Genomic DNA, 26,536 nt, shown 5'->3' with positions numbered 1-26,536 from the left:
ATTTAAAATATACAGAAAGAGGTATATAGATGAGTCTTAATTTAGGAAAAGCAATTGCTGTATCAACAAGTTATATAAAATCTAATCCAGCGGTACCAGTATATAAGGGAAATGAAACTCCTGAGAATTTATATGCAGTAATATACCATATAGAAATAGGGTACAACGAAAGCAGTTTAGAAAAGGCGATGCAATACATAATTATAGATTATAAAGAATTTGAATTATGTGATAGCGATAAAAATGAATTAGTAAGTATAGCAAAACAATACTGTGAACAAAACGGTATAAACGATGATGAGCAAACTCAAATAGCATTACTAGATAATGAAGAGGCAGAGAATTTCTTAGAAAAAGTATTTAACAACATGAAAGTTATAAGAGGGTTAATAACTCAAAGAGATTAAGTAACAATATAATTAGAATTTACCATAAAAGCTAGGCCCTACGAAGCCTAGCTTTTATTTTTACTAAAGAAAGGTAGGTAGGACATGTTAAGAGTTTCTAATATTAAATTAGATATAAATGAAAGCTTAGATAATATAAAACCTATGTTATTAAAAAAATTAAAAATTAGTGAAAAGAATTACTTAATTATAATATATATAAAGAATCTATAGATGCTAGAAGAAAAGGCAAAATAGATTTTGTTTACACTGTTGATGTAGAACTTAAGCATGAAAATAACATATTGAAAAAATCGAAGATTAAAGATGTTGTAGAGGTTAAAGAAAAATCATATGCAAATGTGAAAAGTGGTACTGAAAAGTTAAAAAATAGACCTGTAGTAATAGGCAGTGGACCAGCTGGATTATTTGCAGCACTAGTTTTAGCTCAAAGAGGATATAATCCAATACTACTTGAAAGAGGACTAGATGTAGATACAAGAACAGAAGATATTAAAAAGTTTTGGGAAGATGGAAAGTTTAATTCAAAATCTAATGTTCAATTTGGTGAAGGTGGAGCAGGAACATTTTCAGATGGGAAATTAACTACTAGAATAAAGGATATAAGATGTAGAAAGGTCCTAGAAGAACTTGTTAACTTTGGAGCTCCAGAAGAGATATTGTATTCATATAAGCCACATGTTGGAACGGATATATTAAAAGAAGTAGTTAAAAATATAAGAGAAGAAATTATAAGACTAGGCGGAGAAGTTAAATTTGATTCTAAAGTTACAAAGATAGATATAGAAAATAACGAAATAAAATCTGTAATTATAAATGATAAAGAAACTTTAGAAACAGAGGCTGTAATACTTGCAATAGGTCATAGTGCTAGAGATACGTATAAGATGTTATATGAACAAGGTGTAAAAATAACTCAAAAACCTTTTGCTGTAGGAGCAAGAATAGAGCATCCTCAAACATTAATAAATAAATCTCAATATAAAGAGTTTCATGATCATCCTAGATTAGGTGCAGCGGATTACAGATTAGTTGAGCATACATCAAATGGAAGAAGTATATATACTTTCTGTATGTGCCCAGGAGGGACTGTAATAGCCTCAGCATCTGAAGAAGGACAAGTTGTTACTAATGGGATGAGTGAACATGCTAGAGATCAAGAGAACGCAAATAGTGCAGTTTTAGTAAATGTTACTACAGAGGACTTTGAAAGTGATCATCCGTTAGCGGGAGTTTACTTCCAAGAAAAATATGAAAGATTAGCATTTGAACTAGGTGGTAAAAACTATAAAGCTCCAATTCAATTGGTAGGAGATTTTTTAAATGATAGAGTAAGTACTGAATTAGGATCTGTAAGACCGTCATATAAACCAGGATATGAATTTATAGATTTAAGAGGCTGTTTACCGGAATTTGTATGTGACACAATGAAAGAAGGATTACTTTTACTAGATAAAAAGTTAAATGGATTTGCTATGAACGATGCAGTTCTAACAGGGGTAGAAACTAGATCTTCTGCACCTATAAGAATAGTTAGGGACGAGCAAACATTGGAATCTGTAAATGTTAAAGATCTATACCCTAGTGGAGAAGGAGCTGGATATGCAGGTGGAATAGTAACCGCAGCTGTAGATGGAATAAAGTGTGCTGAAAAAATTATTTCTAAATATTCTGAAATGAAAATTTAACGGTAATTTAATAAATATTTAATATATTTTTAATATTTAACATAGATTTAACAAAACTAAACAAGGTGTTTGATAAAATGTATAAGGCGCTATATTTGTAGACTAATAGTATAATATTTCGAGGAGGAACTGAAATTGGATATAGTAATTAGCCTTATGGGAGGGTTAGGTTTATTCTTATATGGAATGAATTTAATGGCAGAAGGTCTTGAAAAATCAGCAGGATCTAAACTTAAAAGAATAGTTGAACTTCTTACTAGTAATTTATTTATGGGAGTTCTTGTAGGTGCATTTGTTACTGCAGTTATACAAAGTAGTAGTGCAACAACTGTTATGGTAGTTGGATTTGTAAATGCAGGTATAATGAGCTTAACACAAGCAATAGGTGTTATAATGGGAGCTAACATAGGAACTACTGTAACTGCTCAGCTTGTATCGTTTGACTTAAATGGAATGGCACCTATAGCATTAGGGATCGGTATTATTTTATATTTATTTGCATCTAAGCCAAAAGTTAAAAACATAGCAGAAATATTAATTGGATTTGGTATATTATTTACTGGTATGGACTTTATGAAGAATGCAGTTGAACCATTGGCTGAATACAAAGGATTTACAGACTTATTAATAGGGTTTGGAGATCATCCGATACTAGGTTTATTATTAGGATTTGGTATAACAGCGATAGTTCAAAGTTCAAGTGCTTCTATGGGAATGCTTATAGCATTAGCATCACAAGGATTAATACCTTTAAATGCAGCATTACCTATATTATACGGACAAAATATAGGGACATGCGTTACATCGTTAATATCAAGTGTTGGAGCTTCTAGAAATGCTAAAAGAGCAGCGGTTATGCACTTAATATTCAATGTTTTAGGTACGGGAGTATTCTTAATAGTACTAAACAAACCAGTAGTAAGCTTTGTAACTAATATGAATCCTGGTGATGTAGCTAGACAAATAGCTAATACTCATACATTATTCAATATAATATCAGTTATTATATTACTTCCATTTACGAAGTTTATCATAAATCTTGCTATAAAACTTGTTCCAGATAAAGATGGAGAAGAAGATGAAAGCAAAGCTATAAAGTATCTAGATGATAGAATAGTTGAGACACCGTCAATAGCTGTAGCAAGTGTAGTTAAAGAAACTTTAAGAATGGGTAAAAAAGCTAAAGAAAGTGTAAATTATGCACTAGATGGATTTTTAGAACAATCTCAAGAGAATATAGATAAATCATTTAAAAATGAAAAAATAGTAAATGAATTACAAAAGGGAATTCTAAACTATTTACTTAAATTATCAAAAGCTCATTTAGATGAAGATGCTAGAGATATAGTAGATTCTTTATTTAATACAGTAAATGATATAGAAAGAATAGGGGACCATGCTGAAAATATAGCTGAGTTAGCTCAAGATATAATTGATTCAGATTTAAAATTATCTAAGCAAGGAACTGAAGAAGTAAGAGAATTATACAATAAAGTTATAACAACTTATGATTATGCATTACAAGCTATGAAAACTTATGATGTAGACTTAGCTTGTAAAGTTATAAAGATGGAAGAACAAGTTGATATAATGGAAAAATCATGTAGAGCAAATCATATACATAGATTAAATAATAGTTTATGTAGTATAGACAGCGGAATTATATTCTTAGATTTAATATCTAACCTTGAAAGAATATCAGACCATGCGGTTAATATAGCTCAACAAGTTATAGCAAATAAATTAGAAAAACAATAATATAATTATCGACAAACTCCTGTATAAAAAATATACAGGAGTTTTGTATATATAAATGAATAATTGAAAATATTATAATTAAATTATAAATAAATATTATAATTAATTTGGAAAAATACATATTGTTTGATATAATTTTCTATATAATAAATTTTTAACGAGATAAGGAAGGTAATGGGCTATGAAAAATTAAGTTTTGATTATAGTAATTCAATAGGTTTTTTTAACCAAAAAGAAATCGATTGTATGAGTGAGTATGTAAAAGTTGCTCATGAAATGATACATAATAAAACTGGTGAGGGGAACGATTTCTTAGGTTGGGTAAACTTACCTAGTGATTATGACAAAGAAGAGTTTGATAGAATAAAAAAAGCTGCACAAAAAATAAAGGAAGATTCAGATGTACTTTTAGTTATAGGAATAGGTGGATCTTACTTAGGAGCAAGAGCTGCAATAGAAACATTAGGACACTCATTTAGAAATAACTTAACTAAAGAAGAAAGAAAATCTCCAGAAGTTTATTTTGTAGGTCAAAATATAAGTTCTACATACATGTTAGATTTACTGGATATAATCAAAGATAAAGATGTATCTATAAATATTATATCTAAATCTGGGACTACAACAGAACCAGCTATCGCATTTAGAGTATTCAAAGATTTCTTAGAGAAAAAGTATGGAAAAGAAGAAGCTAGTAAAAGAATATATGCTACAACTGATTCTAAGAAAGGTGCATTAAAATCCCTAGCAAATGAAGAAGGATATGAGTGTTTTGTAATACCTGATGATGTTGGTGGAAGATTCTCTGTATTAACTCCTGTTGGATTATTACCAATAGCAGTTTGTGATATAAATATAGATGCTATGATGCAAGGTGCAAAAGATGCAATGGATGATTTTTCTAATCCTGATTTAGAATCAAACTACAGTTATCAATATGCTGTAGCTAGAAATATTCTTCATAGAAAAGGTAAAGATGTAGAGTTAATGGTAAATTATGAGCCAAGCTTACATTATGTTGGAGAGTGGTGGAAACAACTTTACGGAGAAAGTGAAGGAAAAGATAATAAAGGTATATATCCAGCTTCAGTAGATTTCTCAACAGATTTACACTCTATGGGACAATATATACAAGAGGGTAAAAGAATAATATTTGAAACAGTTTTAAATGTTGAAAAAACTAGAAGAGAAATAACTATAAATGAAGAAAAAATAGATTTAGATGGCCTAAATTACTTATCTAACAAGACTGTTGATTTTGTAAATAAAAAAGCTTTCCAAGGAACTTTATTAGCACATACAGATGGAAATGTTCCAAACTTAATAGTAAATATACCTCAATTAGATGAGTATAACTTTGGATACTTAGTTTACTTCTTTGAAAAAGCATGTGCAATAAGTGGATATTTATTAGGGGTAAATCCATTTAATCAACCAGGAGTAGAAGCATATAAGAAAAATATGTTTGCTTTATTAGGAAAGCCTGGTTTTGAAAAAGAAAGAGCTGAATTAGAAAAAAGATTAAACAATTAAGGTTTAATTAAGGATACAGTTATATAATAAACACTATACAGAAATTAACTGTATAGTGTTTTTTATATTTAAGAATATAAAAGCATTAAAAAATAATAATAATACAAAAGTAAAATAATATAAAAATTAAATAGGAGGGATAAATATATGAGTAGTGGAAAGAAGACTAGTATAACTCTTATTATAATAGTTAGTATAATAAGTGCTATGGTTGGAAGTTTTATAACAGCTTTTATACTTGGGGATAAGCTATCATCTAAATCTGATGGAAATAAACAAAATATCGTTGTAAATGAAGGAACTAAAAGTGAAAATATATATCATGCGGTAACTGATAAGGCAATGCCTTCTGTAGTAGGTATAACAACTACTACAATAGATACTAATAATATATTTGCAATACCACAGCAATCACAAGGTGTTGGAACAGGATTTATTGTAGATTCTAAAGGATACATATTAACAAATTCACATGTTGTATCTGATGGAAAAGCATCTGATGTAAATGTTTTATTTAATGATGGATCAACTTCAAAGGGAAAAGTTTTATGGAATGACCCAACTATAGATTTAGCTATTGTAAAAGTTGATAAGACAGGACTTCCTGTAGCAGACTTAGGAAATAGTGATTCTGTAAGAACTGGAGATTTAGCAGTAGCAATAGGAAATCCACTAGGATTAGAATTCCAAAAAAGTGTTACACAAGGAATAATAAGTGGATTAGATAGAAGTATACAAACAGAGCAATCTAATATGACAGGGCTTATACAAACGGATGCAAGTATAAACCCAGGGAACAGCGGAGGACCTTTATTAAATGATAAAGGAGAAGTTATAGGTATAAACACAGCTAAAGCATCTGGAGCAGAAGGATTAGGATTTGCAATACCTATAAATACAGCAAAACCTATAGTAGAGCAAATAATCAAGGATGGGAAATTTGAAAAAGTAACATTAGGTATAAAAGGTATAGATGTAAAAACATTCGAAACAACAACAGGAACTGACTTAGCTGCTGATGAAGGGGTTTATATAGCAGAAGTAGTAGCTAATACTCCAGCACAAAAATCAGGAATACAAGCAGGAGATGTAATAACAAAGGTTGGAGATACAAAAATAACATCAATGAGTGATTTAAATAAAGCATTATATAAATTCTCAGTTGGAGATAAAGCTAAGGTAGAAGTAAATAGAGGTGGAAAAAACATAACTATAGATGTTAAGTTCTAATATATAAATAAAAAAGATGGGATCAAATCCCATCTTTTTTATTTATATATTAAATTTATTAACTTGTCATTTTATTTTTGCTGCTAGGGCAAGAATTGCTACCTCCGCAACCAGAGCAACCAGAACATCCATTACTTTTTGCTTTCATATTTTTATAAAGGATAAATACTGCTGCTAATAATATTATACCTCCAACTGAGAACTCTATTATAGAAGATATTGAAGCTCCTTCAACTAATAAAGAACCTATAACTTTAACTATGAACGCTGCAATCCAAGCTACAGCGAATTGATAAGTTGCCGATATAATCATCATCTTATTCCCATATTCTTTTCTCATTGTAGATAAAGCTGCTATACATGGAGTATATAAAGCAGAGAATACTAAGAATCCATATGCTGAAACACTTGTAAACACTGTTGGTAAAACTGTCTTTAAATCTCCATACACAATTTCCATTGTACTTATAACAACTTCTTTTGCACTTATACCTGTCAATATAGAAACTCCTGCTCTCCAATCTCCGAACCCTAAAGGAGCAAATATAGGAGCTATTAAACCTCCTAGTAAAGCTAAGAAACTACTATTTATATCACTAGTAAATCCGCTGAAGTTAAACGATGATAAAGCCCATATAACAACAGACATAGCAAACATTATTGTACAAACTTTTATTAAGAAACCTTTAGCTTTATTCCATGTATTTTTAAATAAAGCATTTAGAGTTGGAAGTTTGTATTCTGGCAACTCTAGAACAAAAGGTTCTATATCGGCCTTATATACTGTTTTATTTAATATTAAAGCTATTATTATTGCAATTACGATACCTAATAGATATAAAGATGTAGTTACAACAGCTGCATTTTTAGGGAAAAATACAGAAACAAATAATGCGTAAACAGGTACTTTAGCACCACAAGTCATAAGCGGAGCAATAAGTGCTGTAACTTTTCTATCTTTTTCACTTTCTAAAGTTCTAGTAGCCATTATTGCTGGAGAAGCACAACCGAATCCCATTATCATAGGTATAAATGCTTTACCAGATAAACCAACTTTTTTCATTATGTTATCCATTAAGAATGCTGTTCTAGCCATATATCCGCTATCCTCAAAGAATGACATTCCTAAGAATAATACAAATATTAATGGGAAGAATGGTAGAGCTCCACCTAATCCACCTATTAATCCATCTACTATTAGTGAATGGAACCAAGGACTAGAATTTGCTAATAGAGCATCTACAGGTGTAGCTATATAAGTATCTATTAAAGTTTCTGTTAATGTTTGAAGAGGACCACCGACCCATTCAAATGTAAATTTAAAAAGTGTTAATAGTGCTAAAACAAATATAGGATAAGCTAATATAGGATTTAATATTATATTATCTAATTTACTACTAATACTTTCCTTCTTTTTAGAATTAGACTTCATAGATTTACTTAATATTTTTTCGATTTCCTTATAGGTATTTATTTCGTTTCCAAAATCTTTTCTATAATTAAAAGTTGTATTTAAACATGATTTTATTTCATTAGATATATTTTCAAGACCTTCTTTTTTCTTAGCAACTATAGGTATTACTTTAACCCCTAATTCTTTTTCAAGCTTTGCTGGGTCTATGTGTACACCCTTAGCTTCTGCAACATCTATCATATTAAGTAATAATATAATTGGCTTATTGTATTGCATAAGCTGAGTAGTTAAATATAAGTTTCTATCTAAGCTAGATGCATCTACTATATTTAATATTAAGTCTACATCTCCACTTTCTAAAAATCTTTTAGATACTTTTTCTTCGTTAGAGAATGTATCCATAGCGTATATACCAGGAAGATCTACAACCTTAATATCTTCATTTATAAATCCTTCTTTTTTTTCTATAGTAACTCCAGGCCAGTTACCTACATATTGTTTAGATCCAGTAAGAATATTAAACACTGTAGTTTTACCAACGTTAGGATTACCGAATAATGCAACATTAATCACGATGATACCTCCTATTTTAAGCTAATGTTTTTTGCGTCACTCTTTCTTATCGCTAAATCAAACCCTCTAAAACGAACTAATATAGGATCTCCTAATGGAGCGATTTTTCTTACTTCTATTTCAGTTTCATTTATACATCCAAGAGCTAATAATCTTTTAGCTAATTTTTCGTTTCCATATATATTATTAATGATACCTTTTTCGCCGACTTTTAAATCGTAAACAGTCATCATTAGCACCTCCTAATGAGTTTCATTCTCAATTAATTATAATATAAATATACCATTAATATTCAAAAAGTCAATAAATAGTGAAAAGATTAAAAAAAATAATTAAAAAACTTACTTTAAGACTATGGTAATATATAGGTAATAGAAAATTTCAACTAAGGGGGGAGCAAAATATATGAAGACTAAAAAATTGGCTCATATGTCATTGATGGTTGGATACAGCTTAATATTGTATATAATAGAAAGCTACATGCCGAATCCGCTAATTGCTATATTTCCAGGCGCTAAGTTAGGGATCGCAAACATAGTTACATTAACTTCTTTAGTTTTATTTGGGATAAAAGATACATTTATAATTTTATCTGTAAGGGTGATTATGTCATCTATATTTGCAGGACCTATATCGTACTTACTGTTTAGTATAGCAGGGTCATATCTAAGTTTGATATTTATGTACCTAGCTTTAAAAATTAATAAATTTTCATTAATAGGGGTAAGTGTTATAGGAGCTATTGGTCATAATATAGGGCAGTTAGCGGTGGCTGGAATGATAATAAAAAATGGTATGATATTTGGATATTTACCATATATGTTATTTGCATCTGTAATAACTGGCTTGTTTGTTGGAATTGCTTCGAAATTTACAGTAGGAAAGTTATCTAATATTGATAAAAACGTTTATTGACACACTAGGGAAAACCTTGTTAAAATATAAATGAATATATACAAATTTGTAACTATGGTGATAATATGACTAAAAATGAACTGGTTTTACTAAAGAAAGAAATAGAAGCTTTAAGGGAAGAAATAAACACTTATATAGAATACCCGGATATATTTAAAGACGAGTTGGTTAGTACGAGTAATAAAATTGATCAAGCGATAAATAAGTATATACAGCTTAGCAAAGAGTCTTCTAAATAAAGAGAAGGCTTTTTTGCGCGTGGAAAAATTGATATATAAACTGGTTTGATTAGGTATATGATTTAAATATAGAGTTAATAATTAATAATTGAGATATAGAAATTGTTAAAAGAAAGGTATTAATCATGATTTTGGCAAAATTAATAAACTCAGTTATTATAATTGTTTGTGCTTACGTTTTATTAAAATTAATACAATACTTTTTAAAAAAACTATTTGAATTTACTAGATTTGACGTAAGGTATGAAAATACTTTAAACAGTCTTTTATGCTCAATGTCATATTATATTATATTTATTTTGACAATAATATTATTGTTAAAAGAATTTAATATAGTTGATGTAACTAAATTTGGTACTTTGGTTACAGGAGCGAGTATAGTGGGATTGATAGCTGGGGTTGCATCTCAAAGTATACTTAAAGATATATTTAATGGTTTTTTTATAATATTTGAGAAGCAAATACAAGTTGGTGACTTTGTTTATATAAATGAAAAATTCAGAGGAACTATAGAAGAAATAGGGCTTAGGAGCACTAGCTTAAGAGATTGGGATTTAAGAAGAGTAACCATCCCAAATGGAAATATTATTAGTATTAGAAATTATAGCAGAAAAAATATGCGAGTAGTTGTAAGTGTTAGAGTTCCATATCAAGAAGATCCTTTGGAAGTTATTAAGTCTTTAGAAGAGGTATGTGATATATTAAATGAAAGACATAAAGAATTTTACATACAAAAAAGGGTAAGGAAAATGCTGGGTCATTTAGTGTATATGGAGTTACAGATATTGAGGAAAAGTCTGTAGGAGCTAAGTACACTATAACTGGAATTGTTCAATCTCATAAGTACTTTACAGTACTTAAAGACACAAAGTTGCAGATACTCATAACATTTAGAAATAATGGAATAAATATAGCTTACCCTACTCATATAAATATAGTAAAGCAAAATATGTGTGATTAAGATTAAGGACTATTTAAATAGTCCTTTTTATTTTAGGTTAAAATATAGTCGTAATAATGGACTAACCTCTACAAATATAAATATAAAAATACCTAACTATAAAGGAGGGGGAGGAAAATATCACCTACTGAAATTTTAACTAGATTATTAATAGCGCTTATTATAGGAGGACTAACTGGACTTGAGAGAGAAAAGTCATATCAATTTGCAGGGTTTAGAACTCATATTTTGGTTTCAATAGGATCATGTATAACATCTATAACATCTGTAATATTATTTATGGAATATAGTTCAAAAACAAATTTAGATCCATCAAGATTAACAGCTCAAGTATTATCAGGTATAGGTTTTTTAGGAACGGGAGCTATACTTAAAAATTCAAGCGGAATAAGAGGTCTTACTACGGCAGCAGGAATATGGGCAACAGCATGTATAGGAATTGCTATAGGGTATGGGCAATATATATTAGGAATATCAGCATGGCTATTTGTAATGGTTACACTATATATATTAAAAATATAGATAAGGTAGTTTTTAGAAAAAAACAAAACATATTAACTATAAAGGTAGATAATGTAAATATTATTTCCACAATATATAATAAACTTGAAAAGTCTCAAATAAATGTTAGTAATATTGATGTAATTAGTGGAGAAAATGATTATATAATAAACTTTTTCATTGTTTATGATAGACGAATTATGGTAGAAAAGATAATATTAGAATTAAATGACTTAAAAAATATAATAAGTGTAGATTATTTACATTAAAATATATAAAATAAGATATAGCTATAATTAAAATCGAGGTGTATGAATTGAAGACAAACATAAGAGTAATAATTGAAGGGTCAACTGATTTCCCTAAAGAACTACTAGATGAAATGGGAGTAAAAGTTGTAGGAATCAATATAGCATTTGGAGAGGAAAACTATATAGGCGGAGAAGAAATTACTGAAGAAACGTTTTATGAGAAAATGAAGGGGTGTAAAGAATTACCTAAGACATCAAGTCCATCTCCTGAGAGATTCATAGAAATGTTTGACTGTGAAGAAGAGGAAATATTAATTATTACACTTACTTCTAAATTATCTAGTACTTATAGTAGTGCTGTATTAGCTAAAAATATATACTTAGAACATAATCCTGATAGTGAAAAAAGGATAGCTGTTGTAGATTCATTAAGTGGATCTATAGGAGTTGGATTAATGGTTTATAAAGCTAACAAATTAATAGAAGAGGGAAAATGTTTAAAAGAAGTAGTTGAATACTTAGAGGATATAAAAGGAGATATAGCTTTTTATGGTGCGTTAGATACGCTTGAAAACGCTATAAAAGGTGGAAGAGTAAATCCTATTGCTGGAAAATTAATAAATGCGCTTAACTTTAAAGTTATAATAGAAATATCAGAAGGATTAGTTAAACCTATAGATAAAGCAAGAGGCGAAGGTAATAGCATGAAAAAGCTATTTGAGAAGGTAAAAAATAATGTTCATGATATAAAAAACAAAACTTTAGTTATAGGACATTCAAACTGTAAAGAAAAAGCTGAAAAAATAGCTAAACATATAGAAGAAAATTATGAACATAAGGACATAATAATATCAAGTATAGGTCCTGTTATGGGAACTTACACATCAGAAGGAGCGATATTAATAGCTGTTCTGTAAAATATTATAAACAAAGGAGTGAAATTATGGGATTAGATAGAGCTTCTATAGAAAAAAGTTTAAATGGGATATAGACACTATGTATAAAAGTCAAGAAGCTATAGACCAAGATATAAAAAAAGTAGATGAAATTATAGGGGAGCTTAAAACTTATAAAGGAAAACTTGCTGACAGTAAAGAAAACCTTTATAAAGTATTAACTGACTCAGAAAAAGCATCCAGAATACTTCAAAATTTATATGTATATACTCATATGAAACAACATGAAGACACTAGAAAAAATGAAAATCAGGCTAAAGCTACTAAAACTGAGATGTTATCTACCGAATTATCAATGGCAACATCATATATGGTTCCGGAGATAATAGCAATGGATGAATCAAAATTACAAGAATATTTAAGTGATGAAAAATTAAGTTTTTACAAAAAACATGTAGATGAGATATTAAGAGATAAACCTCATACACTTACAGAAAAAGAAGAAGAAATACTAGCAGCAGCTTCAGATCTAAGTGGAATAGCTGAAAATGTATATGAAATGTTTTCTTTTGCAGATTTAAAATTCCCTGAAATAAAAGATGAAAAGGGAGAAACTGTACAAATTACTCATGGAAATTACTCTGCATTTTTAAAGAGTAAAGATAAAAGAGTTAGAAAGGATGCATTTGATGCAGTATATTCAACTTACGATGAATATAAAAATACATTTGCATCAACTTTATATGGTGGAATAAAAAGTGAAATTTTCTATGCAAAAATGAGAAACTTTAAATCTGCGATAGAAGGGTCATTATTCCAAGATGATATAAGTGTAGATGTATACAATAACTTAATTGATGCAGTTGATGAGAGTTTAGATACATTAAATAAATATGTAGATTTAAGAAAAAAATATTTAGGTATAGACGACATGCATATGTATGATTTATATGTTCCTATAACATCAAACTTTGATATGAAGGTAACTTATGAAGAAGCACAAGAAATAATATTAAAAGCATTAAAACCACTAGGTGAAGAGTATTTAAGTGTTGTTAAAAAAGCTTTTGATGAAAGATGGATAGACGTTTATGAAAATGAAGGTAAACAAGGTGGAGCTTATTCGTGGGGAAGCTATGATTCATCTCCATACATATTAATGAGCTATAAAGATGATTTAAACTCATTGTTTACATTGATTCATGAACTTGGACATTCTATGCATAGTTATTACTCAAGAAGTAATCAAGAATATTTATATTCATCATATAAAATATTTGTAGCAGAAGTTGCATCAACTTTAAATGAATTATTACTTGTAAATTATTTATTAGAAAATTCAAAATCAAAAGAGGAAAGAATTTATCTTTTAAATTATTATTTAGAACAATTCAGAACTACGGTATATAGACAAACTATGTTTGCTGAATTTGAAAAGATAACTCATGAAAAAGTAGAAAATAAAGAACCTTTAACTGCTAAAGAATTTACAGAAATATATTATGATTTAAACAAAAAATATTATGGAAAATCTTGTATAGTAGATGAACCGATAGGATTAGAGTGGGCTAGAATACCTCATTTTTATTCGAATTTCTATGTATACAAATATGCAACAGGATTTTCAGCAGCTAGTGCTTTAAGTGAAAAAATCTTAAAAGAAGGCGATGTAGCTGTTAAAAAGTATATAGAATTCTTAAAAAGTGGAGGATCAGAATATCCACTTAACCAACTTAAATCTGCGGGAGTAGACATGGAGAAAAAAGAATCTATAGAGAATGCTTTAAATGTATTTAAAAATTTAGTAAATGAATTAGAGAGAGAATGTTAATAAACATTCTCTTTTTTTTGTAAAATACTTAATTTAGTTTTGAAAGTGTCATTTTTACGATTAGTTAACATACTTTACTTTCAGTTAACAAAACTCTAATTTAAACTTAACATTTAAACTTTATTATTGAATTGTAGAGAAAAACTTAAAAAGAACAAAGCATAGTAAAGTTGACAAACTAAAATTATAAATTAGAAATCATAATAGTTATAAAAAATGGAGGTATTTATGTTAGCTAATGAGCAACTGATTAAAACTAAAAACAACAACACAAAGTATACAATAGAAAAAATAGCAAAATGTATTTATGATAAGTGCTTTAATTGCAGTAATTAGCTTATTACTTATCATAGGTTTTGTTTTTTATAAAGGACTTACACCATTTATATCAAAGGGATACTCATTTATAGACTTTTTAACAGGTACTTCATGGGTTCCAAGCGCAGATCAATATGGAATTTTACCTATGATAGTAGCATCAATTTTATCAACAATAGGTGCGCTTTTAATAGGAGCTCCGATTGGAATTCTTACGGCAGTATTTATCGCAGAAGTAGCTCCTAAAAAATAGCAAACATAATAAGTTCTGGAGTTGACTTATTAGCAGGAATACCATCTGTACTTTATGGATTGTTTGGATTAGCAGTTATTGTTCCGACTATTCAAGATGTATTTAATTTACCAAAGGGACAAAGTTTATTTGCTGTAATAATAGTTCTTTCTATAATGATGTTACCTACAATAATAGCTGTTTCGAAAACTGCTATAAAAGCTGTACCAAATGCTTACAGAGAAGGTTCTTTAGCTTTAGGAGCATCAAAAATTGAAACAATATTTAAAGTAGTTTTACCAGCTGCAAAATCAGGCATTTTAGCGGCTGTAGTATTAGGGACTGGAAGAGCTTTAGGTGAAACTATGGCAGTAATACTAGTTGCAGGTAACTCACCGGTTTTACCTAACTCACTTATGGACAGTGTTAGGCCATTGACAACTAATATTGCATTAGAAATGGGATATGCATTTGGGACACATCAAGAGATGTTATTTGCGACAGGAGTTGTACTATTTATATTTATATTAGTACTAAACTTAGTATTAAGTAAACTTTCTAATAAGGCAGGCAATTAATATGAGAAAATTAAGAGAAAAATTTTTAAAAGCAGCAGTTTGGTTATCAGCTATATTTACAATAGGAATGCTGTTGGTAATAGTTGGGTTTATATTTATAAAAGGTATTGGGGGAATAAACCTAAACTTTTTAACTAGTGATTATTCAGCAAGTGGTGATGGTGGAATACTGCCAATGATCGTCACAACTTTATATACAGTATTTTTGGCCATAATAGTTGCTACACCAATAGGTGTTTTAGCAGCGGTATATCTGCAAGAATATGCTAAAAAAGGAACAATAGTTAATATTGTAAGATTTGCAACAGAGAGTTTAGCAGGTATACCATCTATAGTTTATGGACTATTTGGAGGTATATTCTTTGTTATAACACTTAAAATGGGATATTCAATTATTGCAGGTTCATTAACAGTATCTATAATAATTTTACCTGTAATAATACGTACAACAGAAGAAGCATTAAAGACAGTTCCGCAAGGATATAGAGAAGCATCTTTAGCTATGGGAGCTACAAAATTTCAAACACTATACAAAGTAATAGTACCAAGTGCATTACCAGGAATTTTATCAGGAATAATACTATCGATAGGGCGTGTAGTTGGGGAGTCAGCGGCTATATTATTAACAGCTGGGACAGTAGCACAAATGCCAACTAGTATATTTGACAGTGCTAGAACACTTACAGTTCAATCTTATTTAGTTGCCAAAGAAACTGGGAATATACAACAAGCAGCTAGCGTAGGTTTAGTTTTAATAATTATTGTATTATGTTTAAATACTTTAGCTAAATTTATAGTTAAAAAGTTTAGTAAGGAGAGCTATTAAGATGGAAAATATAAAAATAAATGTAAAAAACTTAGAACTTTTTTATGGAGATAACAAAGCTTTAAAAGGAATAGACATGCAGATAAAAGAAAATAAAGTAACTGCATTGATAGGGCCTTCAGGATGCGGGAAATCAACTTTTTTAAGAACTTTAAATAGAATGAATGACTTAATTGAAAATGTTAAAATAAAAGGAGAAATATCTGTAGACGGAGAAGATATATATAAATCTGACGATGTTATAAAGCTACGTACGAAAGTAGGGATGGTATTTCAAAAGCCTAATCCATTTCCAATGAGTATATATGATAATGTTGCTTATGGGCCTAGAATACATGGAATAAAAGATAAAGCTACATTAGACAAGATTGTTGAGGAGAGTTTAAGAGGAGCTGCTATTTGGGATGAAGTTAAGGATAGATTAAATAAATCAGCTTTAGGATTATCAGGAGGACAGCAACAACGTATCTGTATAGCTAGAACAATAGCTATGAAGCCAGAAGTAATATTAATGGATGAGCCAACTTCAGCTCTAGATCCCATATCAACATCTAAAGTGGAAGAATTAATAGACGAGTTAAAAGATAAATATACTATAGTGATAGTAACTCATAATATGCAACAAGCAGCCCGTGTATCGGATGAAACTGCATTTTTCCTATCAGGAGAAGTTGTAGAGTTTGACGAAACAAAAACTATATTTACTAGTCCAAGAGATAAACGTACAGAAGACTATATAACAGGAAGATTTGGATAAAATAAATATAAAATAATCAATAAAAAGGAGTCTTAAAATGGTCAACAATAACTTAGAGTTAAATATAAATACCCTTATAAATTACACGCTAAAAATGTTTGATAAAAGTCAAGAAATCCTAGAAGATTCAGTAAACAGCATGATAACAAAAGATGTTAAAAAAGCAAAAGGAATTTCAGAAAAAGATGATGAAATAGATACTTTAAGAGATTATATAAGGGATAGAAGTATTGAGCTTATGGCATTAAAACAACCTATGGCAAAAGATTTAAGATTTATATATGCATTAGAAAGTATATGTTTAGAGTTAGAGCGTATAGGAGATTATTCTGTAAATATATCAGTTGAAGTCATAAAAATAGGAAAAGAAGAATATATAAAAGAATTAATAGATATACCTAAAATGAAAGACATATGTATTGATATGATAAAAGATGCAAAGAGAGCTTTAGAGCAAAGAGATGAAGAGCTTGCATACAATACAGCTTTAAAAGATGACTTAGTAGATAAGTTATATGATGTTATATATGAACACACTCTTAAAGTTATGCATGAAAAAGAAGTAAATATAGATCAAGGAGTAACGATGCTATTTGTTGCTAGATACTTAGAAAGAATTGGAGACCATATTACCAATATATGTGAAAAGATTATATATGCATTAAGAGGCGATATGATTGAAATAGGATAAAACTACATGAATGTAGTTTTATTTTTTTTGTGCTAATATTTTATTGAGTACAAACATATCTATTAAAGTACAGTGTTTAATTATAAAATTTAGCTATATTGATTGAAATAATTGTCAATAATAACTAATAGTATTTATTAAAATATAAAAAACAAAGGGGAAGTGGGGATGAAAAGAAAAATAAAACCTATTTTTTAAGTGTATCTGCAGTTGTATTACTTTTGTTTTTATTATTTGTCACGTTTGATAAAATAATTGCTACATCAAATGAACAAAATAATATAGATATAAAATTGCTAGAAAGTGATACGATGACATTAACTGACCTCATGATGAAAGCAAGTAGTGTAAATAATAGAGGACCGAAGCCAAAACCTGAGAAGGTTGCTTATATAACAATTGATGATGGACCATCTAAATATACTGATGGAATATTATCTATACTAGATAGCAACAATGTTAAAGCTACGTTCTTTATGATAGAAGGTAATATGAAACAACATCCAGAGCAATTAAAAAGAATCGCTCAAGAGGGCCACTCTATGGGATTTCACAGTGTAAGTCACGACATATCTGTACTATATAAAACTCCTGAAAATACTGTTAATGAATTTAATAAGTGCCAAGACACATTAAATAAAGTTGCTAAAGTAAACTCAAACTTAATAAGACTGCCTTATGGGAGTAAACCTTATGCACCAGAAGAATCATACAATGCATTAGTTGATGATGGGTTTAAAATTTGGGATTGGAACTTGGACACAGAAGATTGGAAGGCAACTCCGCAAGCTATAGTAAATAATGTAAATAAATATTTAAGTCAACATAGTGAAGTTGTACTTTTAATGCATGAAAAGGAACAAAGTGTTAAGGCTCTTCAAGGAATAATAAATCAATTAAAAGAAAAAGGATATACAATAATGCCAATAGAAGAAAGTGATATGCCAAAAAACTTTTGGGAACAAAATTTACGTAACTGAATATAATATTTATAAATATTGACAATAATAATGATGATTATATATAATTAAAAGATAAACAGAATATTTAAAAACTGAGAAAAAGAGGAGTATGCAAACTCAACTTACAGAGAGGAAAGTTCACCGGCTGAAAGACTTTCTAAGAAATGAATTGCAGAAGGTAGCTTTGGAGTTTCTAAGCTGAAAATAACAGTAAGCTTAGACGGTGAGAATCGTTAAATTTATTAAGTGTTATGTAGAGTTTGATTAAAAACTTTATATAAAATTAAGGTGGTAACGCGAGCTTTTCGTCCTTAAATAGGATGAAGGGCTCTTTTTTATGTATAAAAATAAAAAATAGGAGGAATTTACATGGAAAATACAAACTTACCAAAAACGTATAATCCAAAAGACTTTGAATCAAGATTATATTCAAAGTGGGTAGAAGAAGGTTTATTTAAATCTAAGCCAAACCCAAATAAAAAGCCATTTACTATAATGCTTCCCCCACCAAATATAACGGGGCAATTACACATGGGGCATGCTCTTGACCATACATTACAAGATATACTTATAAGATGGAAGAGAATGGACGGTTATGAAGCTTTATGGCAACCAGGAACAGACCATGCATCTATAGCAACAGAAGTTAAAGTTGTTGAAAGAATAAAAGAACAAGAAGGAAAGACTAAGTACGAAATAGGAAGAGAAGAGTTCTTAAAAAGAGCTATGGACTGGAGAAATGAATTTGGTAGAAAAATAGTAGACCAAATGAAACAATTAGGAGATTCATGTGATTGGGAAAGAGAAAGATTTACAATGGACCAAGGTTGTAATGAAGCAGTTACAGAATTCTTTGTGAAGTTATATGAAAAAGGTCAAATTTACAAAGGAAACAGAATAATCAACTGGTGTCCAGATTGTAAAACTACATTATCTGATGCAGAAGTTGAGCATGAAGAACATGATGGAAAGTTCTATCATATAAAATACCCAATAGCAGGTAGTGATGAATTTTTAGAAATAGCTACAACTAGACCAGAAACAATGCTTGGAGATAGTGGTATAGCTGTAAACCCAGAAGATGAAAGATACGCTCATTTAGTAGGAAAGCATGCTATACTTCCACTAGTAGGAAGAGAACTTATTATAGTTGCAGATGATTACGTTGATTTAGATTTTGGTACAGGTGCAGTTAAAATGACTCCAGCGCATGACCCTAATGACTTTGAAGTAGGGCAAAGACATAATCTTGAAAAAATAAATGTAATGAACGAAGATGGAACTATGAATAAATTAGCTGGTAAGTACGAAGGTATGGACAGATATGAGTGCAGAAAGCAACTTATAGCTGACTTAGAAGAAGCTGGATACTTAATAGCTATAAAAGATCATAATCACAATGTAGGATCTTGTTACAGATGTAAAACTGTAGTTGAGCCAAGATTATCAGATCAATGGTTCGTTAAAATGGATGAATTAGCAAAACCTGCTATAGATATATTAAAGAAAAAAGATTTAGAATTTGTTCCAGACAAATTTGATAAAACTTACTTACAATGGTTAGAAAATATAAGAGACTGGTGTATATCAAGACAGCTATGGTGGGGACACCAAATACCAGCATACTACTGTCAAGAATGTGGTGAGGTAGTAGTTGCTAAAGAAATGCCAAAACAATGTAAATGTGGACATACTCACTTCAAGCAAGATGAAGATGTATTAGATACATGGTTCTCATCTGCATTATGGCCTTTCTCAACATTAGGATGGCCTAACAAAACAGAAGAGTTAAACTACTACTATCCAACAAGTGTACTTGTAACTGGATACGATATAATATTCTTCTGGGTTGTAAGAATGGCATTTGCAGGAATGTTCTGCATGGGAGAAACTCCATTTGAACATGTATTAATACATGGACTTGTAAGAGACTCAGAAGGTAGAAAAATGAGTAAATCTCTAGGAAATGGAATAGATCCATTAGAAGTAATAGACATGTACGGAGCTGATGCTTTAAGATTCATGTTAGCTACAGGAAACTCTCCAGGAAATGATATGAGATTCTATATGGAAAGAGTTGAAGCATCTAGAAACTTTGCTAATAAGTTATGGAATGCATCTAGATTCGTATTTATGAACATAGATGAAGAAATAATGAATGGTGTTACTAGAGAATCAGTAGAAAAAAATATGACTTTAGCTGATAAATGGATAATATCAAGAGCTAATAATGTTGTTAAAGAAGTTACTGATAACATGGATAAGTTTGACTTAGGAATAGCAGCTCAAAAGATATATGACTTTGCTTGGTCAGAGTACTGTGACTGGTATATAGAAATAGTTAAGCCGAGATTATACTCAGATGATAAAGAAGCTAAGCAAACAGCATTATATACATTAACATATGTATTAGAAAAAATATTAAAACTTCTTCACCCATACATGCCATTTATAACTGAAGAAATATATACTCACCTTCCAACTGTAGAAGGAAGTATAGTTGTAGCTCAGTTCCCTCATTACGATGAAGCTGACAATATGGCTAAAGAAGAAGAAATGATGAACTTAACAATGGATGGTATAAGAAACATAAGAAATGTAAGAGCTGAAATGAACGTACCACCATCAAAGAAAGCTAAAGTAATAATAGTTCCAACAGCTGATAAGAAAGAAGCTATGGAAGCTGGACTTGATTACTTTGTAACATTAGCATCTGCATCTACAGTTGAAATAGTTGAAGATGAAACTAATATACCAGAAGACGCTGTAAGTGTTGTTATAGATGGTGTGAAAATATTTATACCTCTTGATGAATTAGTTGACTTCACTAAAGAACTAGATAGATTAAACAAGGAAAAAGCTAAATTAGAAGGTGAAATAAAGAGAGTAAACGGAAAACTTTCTAATCAAGGATTCTTGGCTAAAGCTCCAGAAAGCTTAGTTAATGAAGAGAAAGCTAAAAAAGAAAAATTTGAAGAAATGATGAAATCAGTTATTGAAAGAATAGAAAATATAGAAGCTAAAATGAAGTAGTAAAAATAGCTATATAAATAGTATAGATGTAGAGACCCTATATAAATTTTGCTCCACAAAGCGGAAAAGATTGCTTTGAAATGTCGCTAAAACTTATATAGGGTCTCTTTACTATGCTTATACTTAATTTAGATATCTATTTTGTGCAGAGGAAGGTAAGGATGAACTTTGTTCCACAAAGCGGTAAAGAGTTATGTGAAGAATTAGGATTATAGGGTATAATAGTAAATAATAAAATTTAAGGAGGGGTATTTATGGCAGGAAATTTATTTGGAAGAATGGCAGCTGATACTTTAGGTTTATCTGATATAGGTAAAATAATATCGCCAAGAGATTTTGATAAAGTAGATGGTGATGATTATATAATGCATGAAGATGGAGAAAAAATATTCTTTGTTATAAAATCAAAATCGGATGAGTATGTGTTTACAAATAGAGGACTTTTACATGTAGACGGAGCTAATGCAATTAGTAAAAAAAGAACTGTCAAAAGACATGAATTTTATTATGAAAGAGTACATTCAGTAACGCTAGAAACTGCGGGAACTGTAGATTTAGATATAGAGATAAAATTTAGTTTTGGAGAAGAAGCATTTAGTATAGATGTAGATAAAAAACAATTAGAGCAATTAAAAGATTTATATAAAGCTTTAGTTGAAGTTGGAATACAACAAGGTAAAAATCAAGTTGCTATACAAGATGGAACAAAAGGGCTTGATATGGCAAATAATGCAATTTCAAGATGTAAGTTAGATGGAAATGCAGTAAATGTTGTAAAAGAGTTAACTAACTTTAACTTAGATTGGATGGAATCGCTAAGATTAAATTATAGCAATAAAGATTTTACTGAAGTATTTGAAAAATATATAAATAATTAAACCAATATATATAATAGTAGAGTCCATGTATAAGTTTTGCTCCACAAAGCGGTAAAGATGCTTTGAAATGTCACTAAAACTTGTACATGGACTCTTTTGAATTTATGTATGGAAATATGAAAGAGTATATAGATAACTTACCTAAATATAAGTTAAAATATAAGTTGGTAATTTTGCTTTTGAAAATTTTCAGACTGGAAATTTACATAGAATTTTTAAGTTATTAACAAGAGGATTAATTGAGTATTTTGCCGAAATTAAATAACATTAGAAATAATTTACACTTAAGTATACAATGGAGGAACAATATGAATTATAATGAGGCTTTACAGTTTATACACGAAAGTCATAAGTTTGGTATGAGACTAGGATTAGATAATATAAAAAAATTATTAGAACTATTAGGGAACCCGCAAAATAATTTAAAAATAATACACGTTGCAGGTACTAATGGTAAAGGATCGACATGTTCTTTCATATCATCTATTTTAAAAGAAAGTGGATATAAAGTAGGATTATATACTTCTCCATTTTTAGAGACATTTACAGAAAGAATAAGAGTAAATGGAGAAAATATACGTGAAGAAGAAGTTGGGAAAATAGTATCTTTAATAAAAGAAAAAATAGAAATGATGGTTAGTGAAGGATATTCTTATCCTACTGAATTTGAAATAGTTACAGCTATGGCATTTTATTATTACAACCAAGAAAAAGTTGACTTTGTTGCTCTAGAAGTTGGTCTTGGAGGTAGATACGATGCAACTAATGTTATCGATAAACCTGTAGTAAGTGCGATAACTTCAATAAGTTTAGATCATACAAGTATACTTGGAGATACATTAGGAAAAATAGCTTTTGAAAAAGGCGGAATTATAAAAGAAGATTGCCCTACTATAGTGTATCCACAGCAAGAAGAAGCAAGTGAAGTTATAAAAAATATATGTGATGAAAAGAAATCTAAATATATAGAATGTGATTTTAAAAATATAGAAATAAAATCATCAAATATTAATTCACAAATATATAATTGTAATATAAATGGAAAAGAATTAAGAGATTTAGAAATTAAATTAATAGGAGATCATCAGATAAAAAATTCTATTGTAGCTTTAAATGTTATTGAGTATTTAAATGATATTAAAATTACAAATATATCTGAAGAAAATATTAGAAAAGGTCTATTAGAAACTAAGTGGCCAGGAAGAATAGAAAAAATAAGTGAAAATCCAATGTTTATAATAGATGGAGCACATAATGAAGAAGGTGCTAAATCACTTGCAAATTCTATTGATAAATATTTTGAAAATAAAAATAAAATTCTAGTTATAGGAATGCTTGAAGACAAGGATATAGAATCTGTACTAGATTTATTAATACCGAAATTCAATAATGTTATAACTACTACTCCTGATAATCCAAGAGCTATAGATGCTAATAAACTTAAAGAAAAAATAGAAAGATATAATATAGAAGTAACTTGCAAACCAAATATAAAAGAAGCCGTTGACTATGCATTAAAAATATCAAATAAAGATGACGTAATAATAAGTGCAGGGTCTTTATATATGATAGGAAATGTAAGGTCCATAATAGTAAATAAATAAAAAAAGAGTTTGTAATTTGAGTTAAAATACTTAAATTACAAACTCTTTTTTATTTATTTTGATAATTGATCACGTAAAGCTTTTGATAATTGATCAGGGCAAGAAGTAGATTTTCCTCCACAAGTTATACCAGCTAATTTGTCTGCAACTTCATCAGCACGAGTTCCCTCTACAAGATGTTTAAGACCTAATAAGTTACCAGGACATCCTCCAACGAAGTCTACACTTGTAACTATATTATTTTCATCGATATCAAACACCATTTCCTTACAACAAACCCCTGATGGTTTAAATGATACTTTCATTGTAAATACCTCCAAAAACATGATAAGTAAATAATATCAAATAATATAGATGAATATCAACAACTTTTTAATAATCATAATTTCCTAGTTAATAAAAAAAGTAATAAGACGAGCATTTTAAACAATATACTATGATAGTACATTTTATTGCGAGGAGGTTTTGTTTTGAAACTATATACATCTAATTACTTATCACAAAGTTTAAGTATAATAGACTATCAAACTCTTAAATTGGAAAAAGAAATAAATTTAGGGCCAGACATATATCCTCATCATTTTGCATAGAAAAAGATAAAAACATAATGTATATACCAAGTTCGTTTGATGGAGTTCTTTATGTTTTAGATATTGGAAAAGAGAAAATAATAGATTCTGTATCTATAGGTGGAAATTTAAGTCAAGTTTCACTTTGTAAAAATGAACTTTTTATAGCTAATGAAGATTCTAATAGTATTTATGTATTGAATAAAGATAATCTGGAACCAATAGGTGTTATTAGCGTTGATAACATGCCTCATGGATTTGCATATGATAAAGTAAATAATAAACTGTATGTGCCTTGTATAGATTCTATTTTATGCATAGATATCGAAAAGAAAGTAGTTGAGAGAAAAGTTGATTTAGATTATAAAGCCTGGCATATAAAAATAGATAAATACAAGGATATTATATACACATCTACACTAGATGGTAAGATAATTATTTTAGATAAAAAAAATTTAAATATAATAGATACAATAGGTAACTTTTTAATTCCAGTTGAAATATGTGTAAACTATAAAAAAGAATATATATATATAGCAGATTTGGGATATAAAGCTATAAAAATATTAGATTATAAAACACATAAAGAAATTGGATGTATAAAGGTAAATGGAAATCCTCAAGGGTTAGAACTATCAAATGATAGTGAATTTTTGTTTTTAACTGATACTTTTAATAATAGCGTTAAAATTTACGGGACGGATAAAAATGAGATTATAGATGAAATTAAGGTAGGAAAAGAGCCTACCACTATAGTTTTTGTGTAGGCTATTTTTTGTTTGTAATAAGTAGTTCTATTATTTCAGCATACATATACGATGCATTCTTTTTCCAATTGTCGCATATTAATTTTGCTTGTTTTTCGGAAGATACGTTTAAATTTAAATCTATTAAATTTGATTGATTTTCAATAACTCGTAGATTTACTATATATTCATTATCGCTTTGCTTTACAAAGCTTGACTTTACTTGAGTATCTGCTAATAAGTTTTCTTTATTTAATTTTATATACTCATCTAGCTTCTCTGTAATTTGAGAAGGAATTCTAGATAAGAAGTAGTTTAGAGTCTCAATACCTTTTTGTGTTAAAGTGTAATACTCTCTATTTGAATCTTCATATATTTTTAAGAATTTAGCATCCATAAGTTGTGAAAGAAATTGCTGTAATGAGAAATAATTCATTACTTCAGTCTCAAGAATAACTTGTGTTATTTGAGAATTTGTTAAATCCATATTAGCTTTTTCTAAAACATATAAGATCAATAACTTATGGTAAGCTAATTCTTCAGATGAGTTTTCAAACATAATATCATCCTCCGTATAATGTTTCTATATAACTACTATATTAAACTAAAACAAATAAAAATAAAAGTAGAATTTAATATTTAAATATATGCACTTATATAAAAAATTTATTTATCTATGTAAAAAGGCTACCTTGTAAGGTAGCCTTCTCATGAATCCTAGGTGTCTAATTTACTACTTATTTCCCAGACATTTGTCTTTCTGCCATCTCTACTAGCTTTTTAGTCATGTATCCACCTACATATCCGTTTTGTCTAGCAGTTAAGTTTCCTTTATCTACTGATTCATAGTTAGATAAACCTAACTCATTAGCTATTTCTAGCTTCATTTGATTTAATGCTGCTTTAGCTTCTGGAACGGCTTTTTTAGTTGACATAGTAAATTTCCTCCTTAAAGTTATAAGATGTCTCAACAAGTTTTTTAAAAATCTTGTTGTTGGTATTAATTTAACCAATGTCCAAAATTATATTCATATTTTTAAAAATTTTTTTTATTTTAAAATTTTTTTCTTCTTCCATAAGTTTTTAGCTATTATCTTAATAATTTTTTTTTTAAAGAAAAACTCACCATCATAATCTATATTATC

Annotated in this window: 24 protein-coding genes, 2 pseudogenes and 1 other annotated feature; of the genes and pseudogenes, 21 read left to right on the top strand and 5 right to left on the bottom strand. The window is 29.1% G+C overall.

The annotated features are described in order from the left end of the window. Window positions 1–29 precede the first annotated feature (29 nt). The 5 genes and pseudogenes from LEQ07_RS07360 (at window position 30) to htrA (ending at window position 6,616) form a co-directional block, all read left to right on the top strand. Window positions 30–407, top strand: coding sequence for a hypothetical protein (locus tag LEQ07_RS07360; RefSeq protein ID WP_046824205.1), 378 nt, complete (start codon window positions 30–32; stop codon window positions 405–407). 84 nt (window positions 408–491) lie between these two features. Next, window positions 492–2,095: pseudogene (locus tag LEQ07_RS07355) on the top strand (NAD(P)/FAD-dependent oxidoreductase). A 135-nt stretch (window positions 2,096–2,230) separates the two neighbouring features. Beyond that, complete coding sequence (locus tag LEQ07_RS07350; RefSeq protein ID WP_046824203.1) at window positions 2,231–3,853, top strand: Na/Pi cotransporter family protein; 1,623 nt, start codon at window positions 2,231–2,233, stop codon at window positions 3,851–3,853. A gap of 174 nt (window positions 3,854–4,027) precedes the next feature. Further along, a complete protein-coding gene (locus LEQ07_RS07345) occupies window positions 4,028–5,386 on the top strand; it encodes a glucose-6-phosphate isomerase (RefSeq protein ID WP_263330098.1) in 1,359 nt (452 codons plus the stop codon). A gap of 147 nt (window positions 5,387–5,533) precedes the next feature. Beyond that, on the top strand, window positions 5,534–6,616 hold the full coding sequence (gene htrA / locus LEQ07_RS07340) for a serine protease HtrA (RefSeq protein WP_046823540.1): 1,083 nt from the start codon (window positions 5,534–5,536) through the stop codon (window positions 6,614–6,616). Window positions 6,617–6,674: 58 nt separating this feature from the next. Here htrA and feoB read toward each other — a convergent pair whose 3' ends face one another. Together feoB and LEQ07_RS07330 are read right to left on the bottom strand one after the other, a co-directional pair. Further along, a complete protein-coding gene (feoB, locus tag LEQ07_RS07335) occupies window positions 6,675–8,603 on the bottom strand; it encodes a ferrous iron transport protein B (RefSeq protein ID WP_046823539.1) in 1,929 nt (642 codons plus the stop codon). A gap of 11 nt (window positions 8,604–8,614) precedes the next feature. Then, complete coding sequence (locus tag LEQ07_RS07330) at window positions 8,615–8,833, bottom strand: FeoA family protein (protein WP_025162334.1); 219 nt, start codon at window positions 8,831–8,833, stop codon at window positions 8,615–8,617. Between the two features lie 175 nt (window positions 8,834–9,008). Here LEQ07_RS07330 and LEQ07_RS07325 point away from each other — a divergent pair, with 175 nt between their 5' ends. From LEQ07_RS07325 to LEQ07_RS07255, 15 genes and pseudogenes are all read left to right on the top strand, one after another. Next, complete coding sequence (locus LEQ07_RS07325) at window positions 9,009–9,518, top strand: Gx transporter family protein (RefSeq protein ID WP_046823538.1); 510 nt, start codon at window positions 9,009–9,011, stop codon at window positions 9,516–9,518. Window positions 9,519–9,583: 65 nt separating this feature from the next. Further along, window positions 9,584–9,757 carry an aspartyl-phosphate phosphatase Spo0E family protein gene (locus LEQ07_RS07320; RefSeq protein WP_084822123.1) on the top strand — a complete coding sequence of 58 codons (174 nt, stop codon included), beginning with the start codon at window positions 9,584–9,586 and terminating at the stop codon, window positions 9,755–9,757. Window positions 9,758–9,882: 125 nt separating this feature from the next. Beyond that, the gene (locus LEQ07_RS07315; RefSeq protein WP_263330097.1) at window positions 9,883–10,560 is read left to right on the top strand and encodes a mechanosensitive ion channel family protein; all 678 of its coding nucleotides are present in this window, start codon (window positions 9,883–9,885) and stop codon (window positions 10,558–10,560) included. A gap of 275 nt (window positions 10,561–10,835) precedes the next feature. Beyond that, entirely contained in the window at window positions 10,836–11,240 is a 405-nt protein-coding gene (locus LEQ07_RS07310) for an MgtC/SapB family protein (protein WP_317852041.1), read from the top strand. After that, the gene (locus LEQ07_RS07305; protein WP_263330096.1) at window positions 11,198–11,488 is read left to right on the top strand and encodes a hypothetical protein; all 291 of its coding nucleotides are present in this window, start codon (window positions 11,198–11,200) and stop codon (window positions 11,486–11,488) included. The genes LEQ07_RS07310 and LEQ07_RS07305 overlap by 43 nt, the downstream gene beginning before the upstream one ends. Window positions 11,489–11,535: 47 nt before the next feature. After that, entirely contained in the window at window positions 11,536–12,387 is an 852-nt protein-coding gene (locus LEQ07_RS07300; protein ID WP_226896705.1) for a DegV family protein, read from the top strand. Window positions 12,388–12,466: 79 nt separating this feature from the next. Then, window positions 12,467–14,197 carry an oligoendopeptidase F gene (gene pepF / locus LEQ07_RS07295; RefSeq protein ID WP_263330095.1) on the top strand — a complete coding sequence of 577 codons (1,731 nt, stop codon included), beginning with the start codon at window positions 12,467–12,469 and terminating at the stop codon, window positions 14,195–14,197. Between the two features lie 216 nt (window positions 14,198–14,413). After that, a pseudogene (gene pstC / locus LEQ07_RS22430) lies at window positions 14,414–15,325 on the top strand (phosphate ABC transporter permease subunit PstC). A gap of 1 nt (window position 15,326) precedes the next feature. After that, the gene (gene pstA, locus LEQ07_RS07285; protein WP_046823533.1) at window positions 15,327–16,151 is read left to right on the top strand and encodes a phosphate ABC transporter permease PstA; all 825 of its coding nucleotides are present in this window, start codon (window positions 15,327–15,329) and stop codon (window positions 16,149–16,151) included. 1 nt (window position 16,152) lies between these two features. Then, window positions 16,153–16,908 (top strand): phosphate ABC transporter ATP-binding protein PstB, encoded by a 756-nt coding sequence (gene pstB, locus LEQ07_RS07280; protein ID WP_046823532.1) that lies wholly within the window; start codon window positions 16,153–16,155, stop codon window positions 16,906–16,908. Between the two features lie 37 nt (window positions 16,909–16,945). Continuing rightward, window positions 16,946–17,599 (top strand): phosphate signaling complex protein PhoU, encoded by a 654-nt coding sequence (gene phoU, locus LEQ07_RS07275; RefSeq protein ID WP_046823531.1) that lies wholly within the window; start codon window positions 16,946–16,948, stop codon window positions 17,597–17,599. 221 nt (window positions 17,600–17,820) lie between these two features. Continuing rightward, the gene (locus LEQ07_RS07270) at window positions 17,821–18,579 is read left to right on the top strand and encodes a polysaccharide deacetylase family protein (RefSeq protein WP_263330094.1); all 759 of its coding nucleotides are present in this window, start codon (window positions 17,821–17,823) and stop codon (window positions 18,577–18,579) included. 67 nt (window positions 18,580–18,646) lie between these two features. Next, window positions 18,647–18,877 (top strand) — a binding site (T-box leader). A 53-nt stretch (window positions 18,878–18,930) separates the two neighbouring features. Further along, complete coding sequence (locus LEQ07_RS07265; protein WP_263330093.1) at window positions 18,931–21,594, top strand: valine--tRNA ligase; 2,664 nt, start codon at window positions 18,931–18,933, stop codon at window positions 21,592–21,594. A 254-nt stretch (window positions 21,595–21,848) separates the two neighbouring features. Next, the gene (locus LEQ07_RS07260; protein ID WP_021430242.1) at window positions 21,849–22,472 is read left to right on the top strand and encodes a PH domain-containing protein; all 624 of its coding nucleotides are present in this window, start codon (window positions 21,849–21,851) and stop codon (window positions 22,470–22,472) included. A 308-nt stretch (window positions 22,473–22,780) separates the two neighbouring features. Continuing rightward, window positions 22,781–24,076: a bifunctional folylpolyglutamate synthase/dihydrofolate synthase gene (locus tag LEQ07_RS07255; RefSeq protein WP_263330092.1), complete on the top strand. Its 1,296-nt coding sequence runs from the start codon at window positions 22,781–22,783 to the stop codon at window positions 24,074–24,076. A gap of 53 nt (window positions 24,077–24,129) precedes the next feature. Here LEQ07_RS07255 and LEQ07_RS07250 read toward each other — a convergent pair whose 3' ends face one another. Then, a complete protein-coding gene (locus tag LEQ07_RS07250) occupies window positions 24,130–24,381 on the bottom strand; it encodes a TIGR03905 family TSCPD domain-containing protein (protein WP_046823527.1) in 252 nt (83 codons plus the stop codon). 302 nt (window positions 24,382–24,683) lie between these two features. Between LEQ07_RS07250 and LEQ07_RS07245 the strand changes: the two genes are divergently transcribed. Beyond that, entirely contained in the window at window positions 24,684–25,412 is a 729-nt protein-coding gene (locus LEQ07_RS07245) for a YncE family protein (protein ID WP_263330091.1), read from the top strand. 1 nt (window position 25,413) lies between these two features. Here the strand turns inward: LEQ07_RS07245 and LEQ07_RS07240 are convergent, their stop codons facing one another. After that, window positions 25,414–25,950, bottom strand: coding sequence for a DUF4364 family protein (locus tag LEQ07_RS07240; RefSeq protein WP_046823525.1), 537 nt, complete (start codon window positions 25,948–25,950; stop codon window positions 25,414–25,416). A gap of 178 nt (window positions 25,951–26,128) precedes the next feature. Then, window positions 26,129–26,326 (bottom strand): alpha/beta-type small acid-soluble spore protein, encoded by a 198-nt coding sequence (locus LEQ07_RS07235; RefSeq protein ID WP_021430292.1) that lies wholly within the window; start codon window positions 26,324–26,326, stop codon window positions 26,129–26,131. Window positions 26,327–26,536 lie beyond the last annotated feature (210 nt).

The organism is Paraclostridium sp. AKS73 (assembly GCF_025671395.1).
GTDB lineage: Bacteria > Bacillota > Clostridia > Peptostreptococcales > Peptostreptococcaceae > Paraclostridium > Paraclostridium benzoelyticum.
The sequence above is the reverse complement of the archived record's forward strand: the minus strand, read 5'-3'. Positions and strand labels throughout refer to the sequence as shown.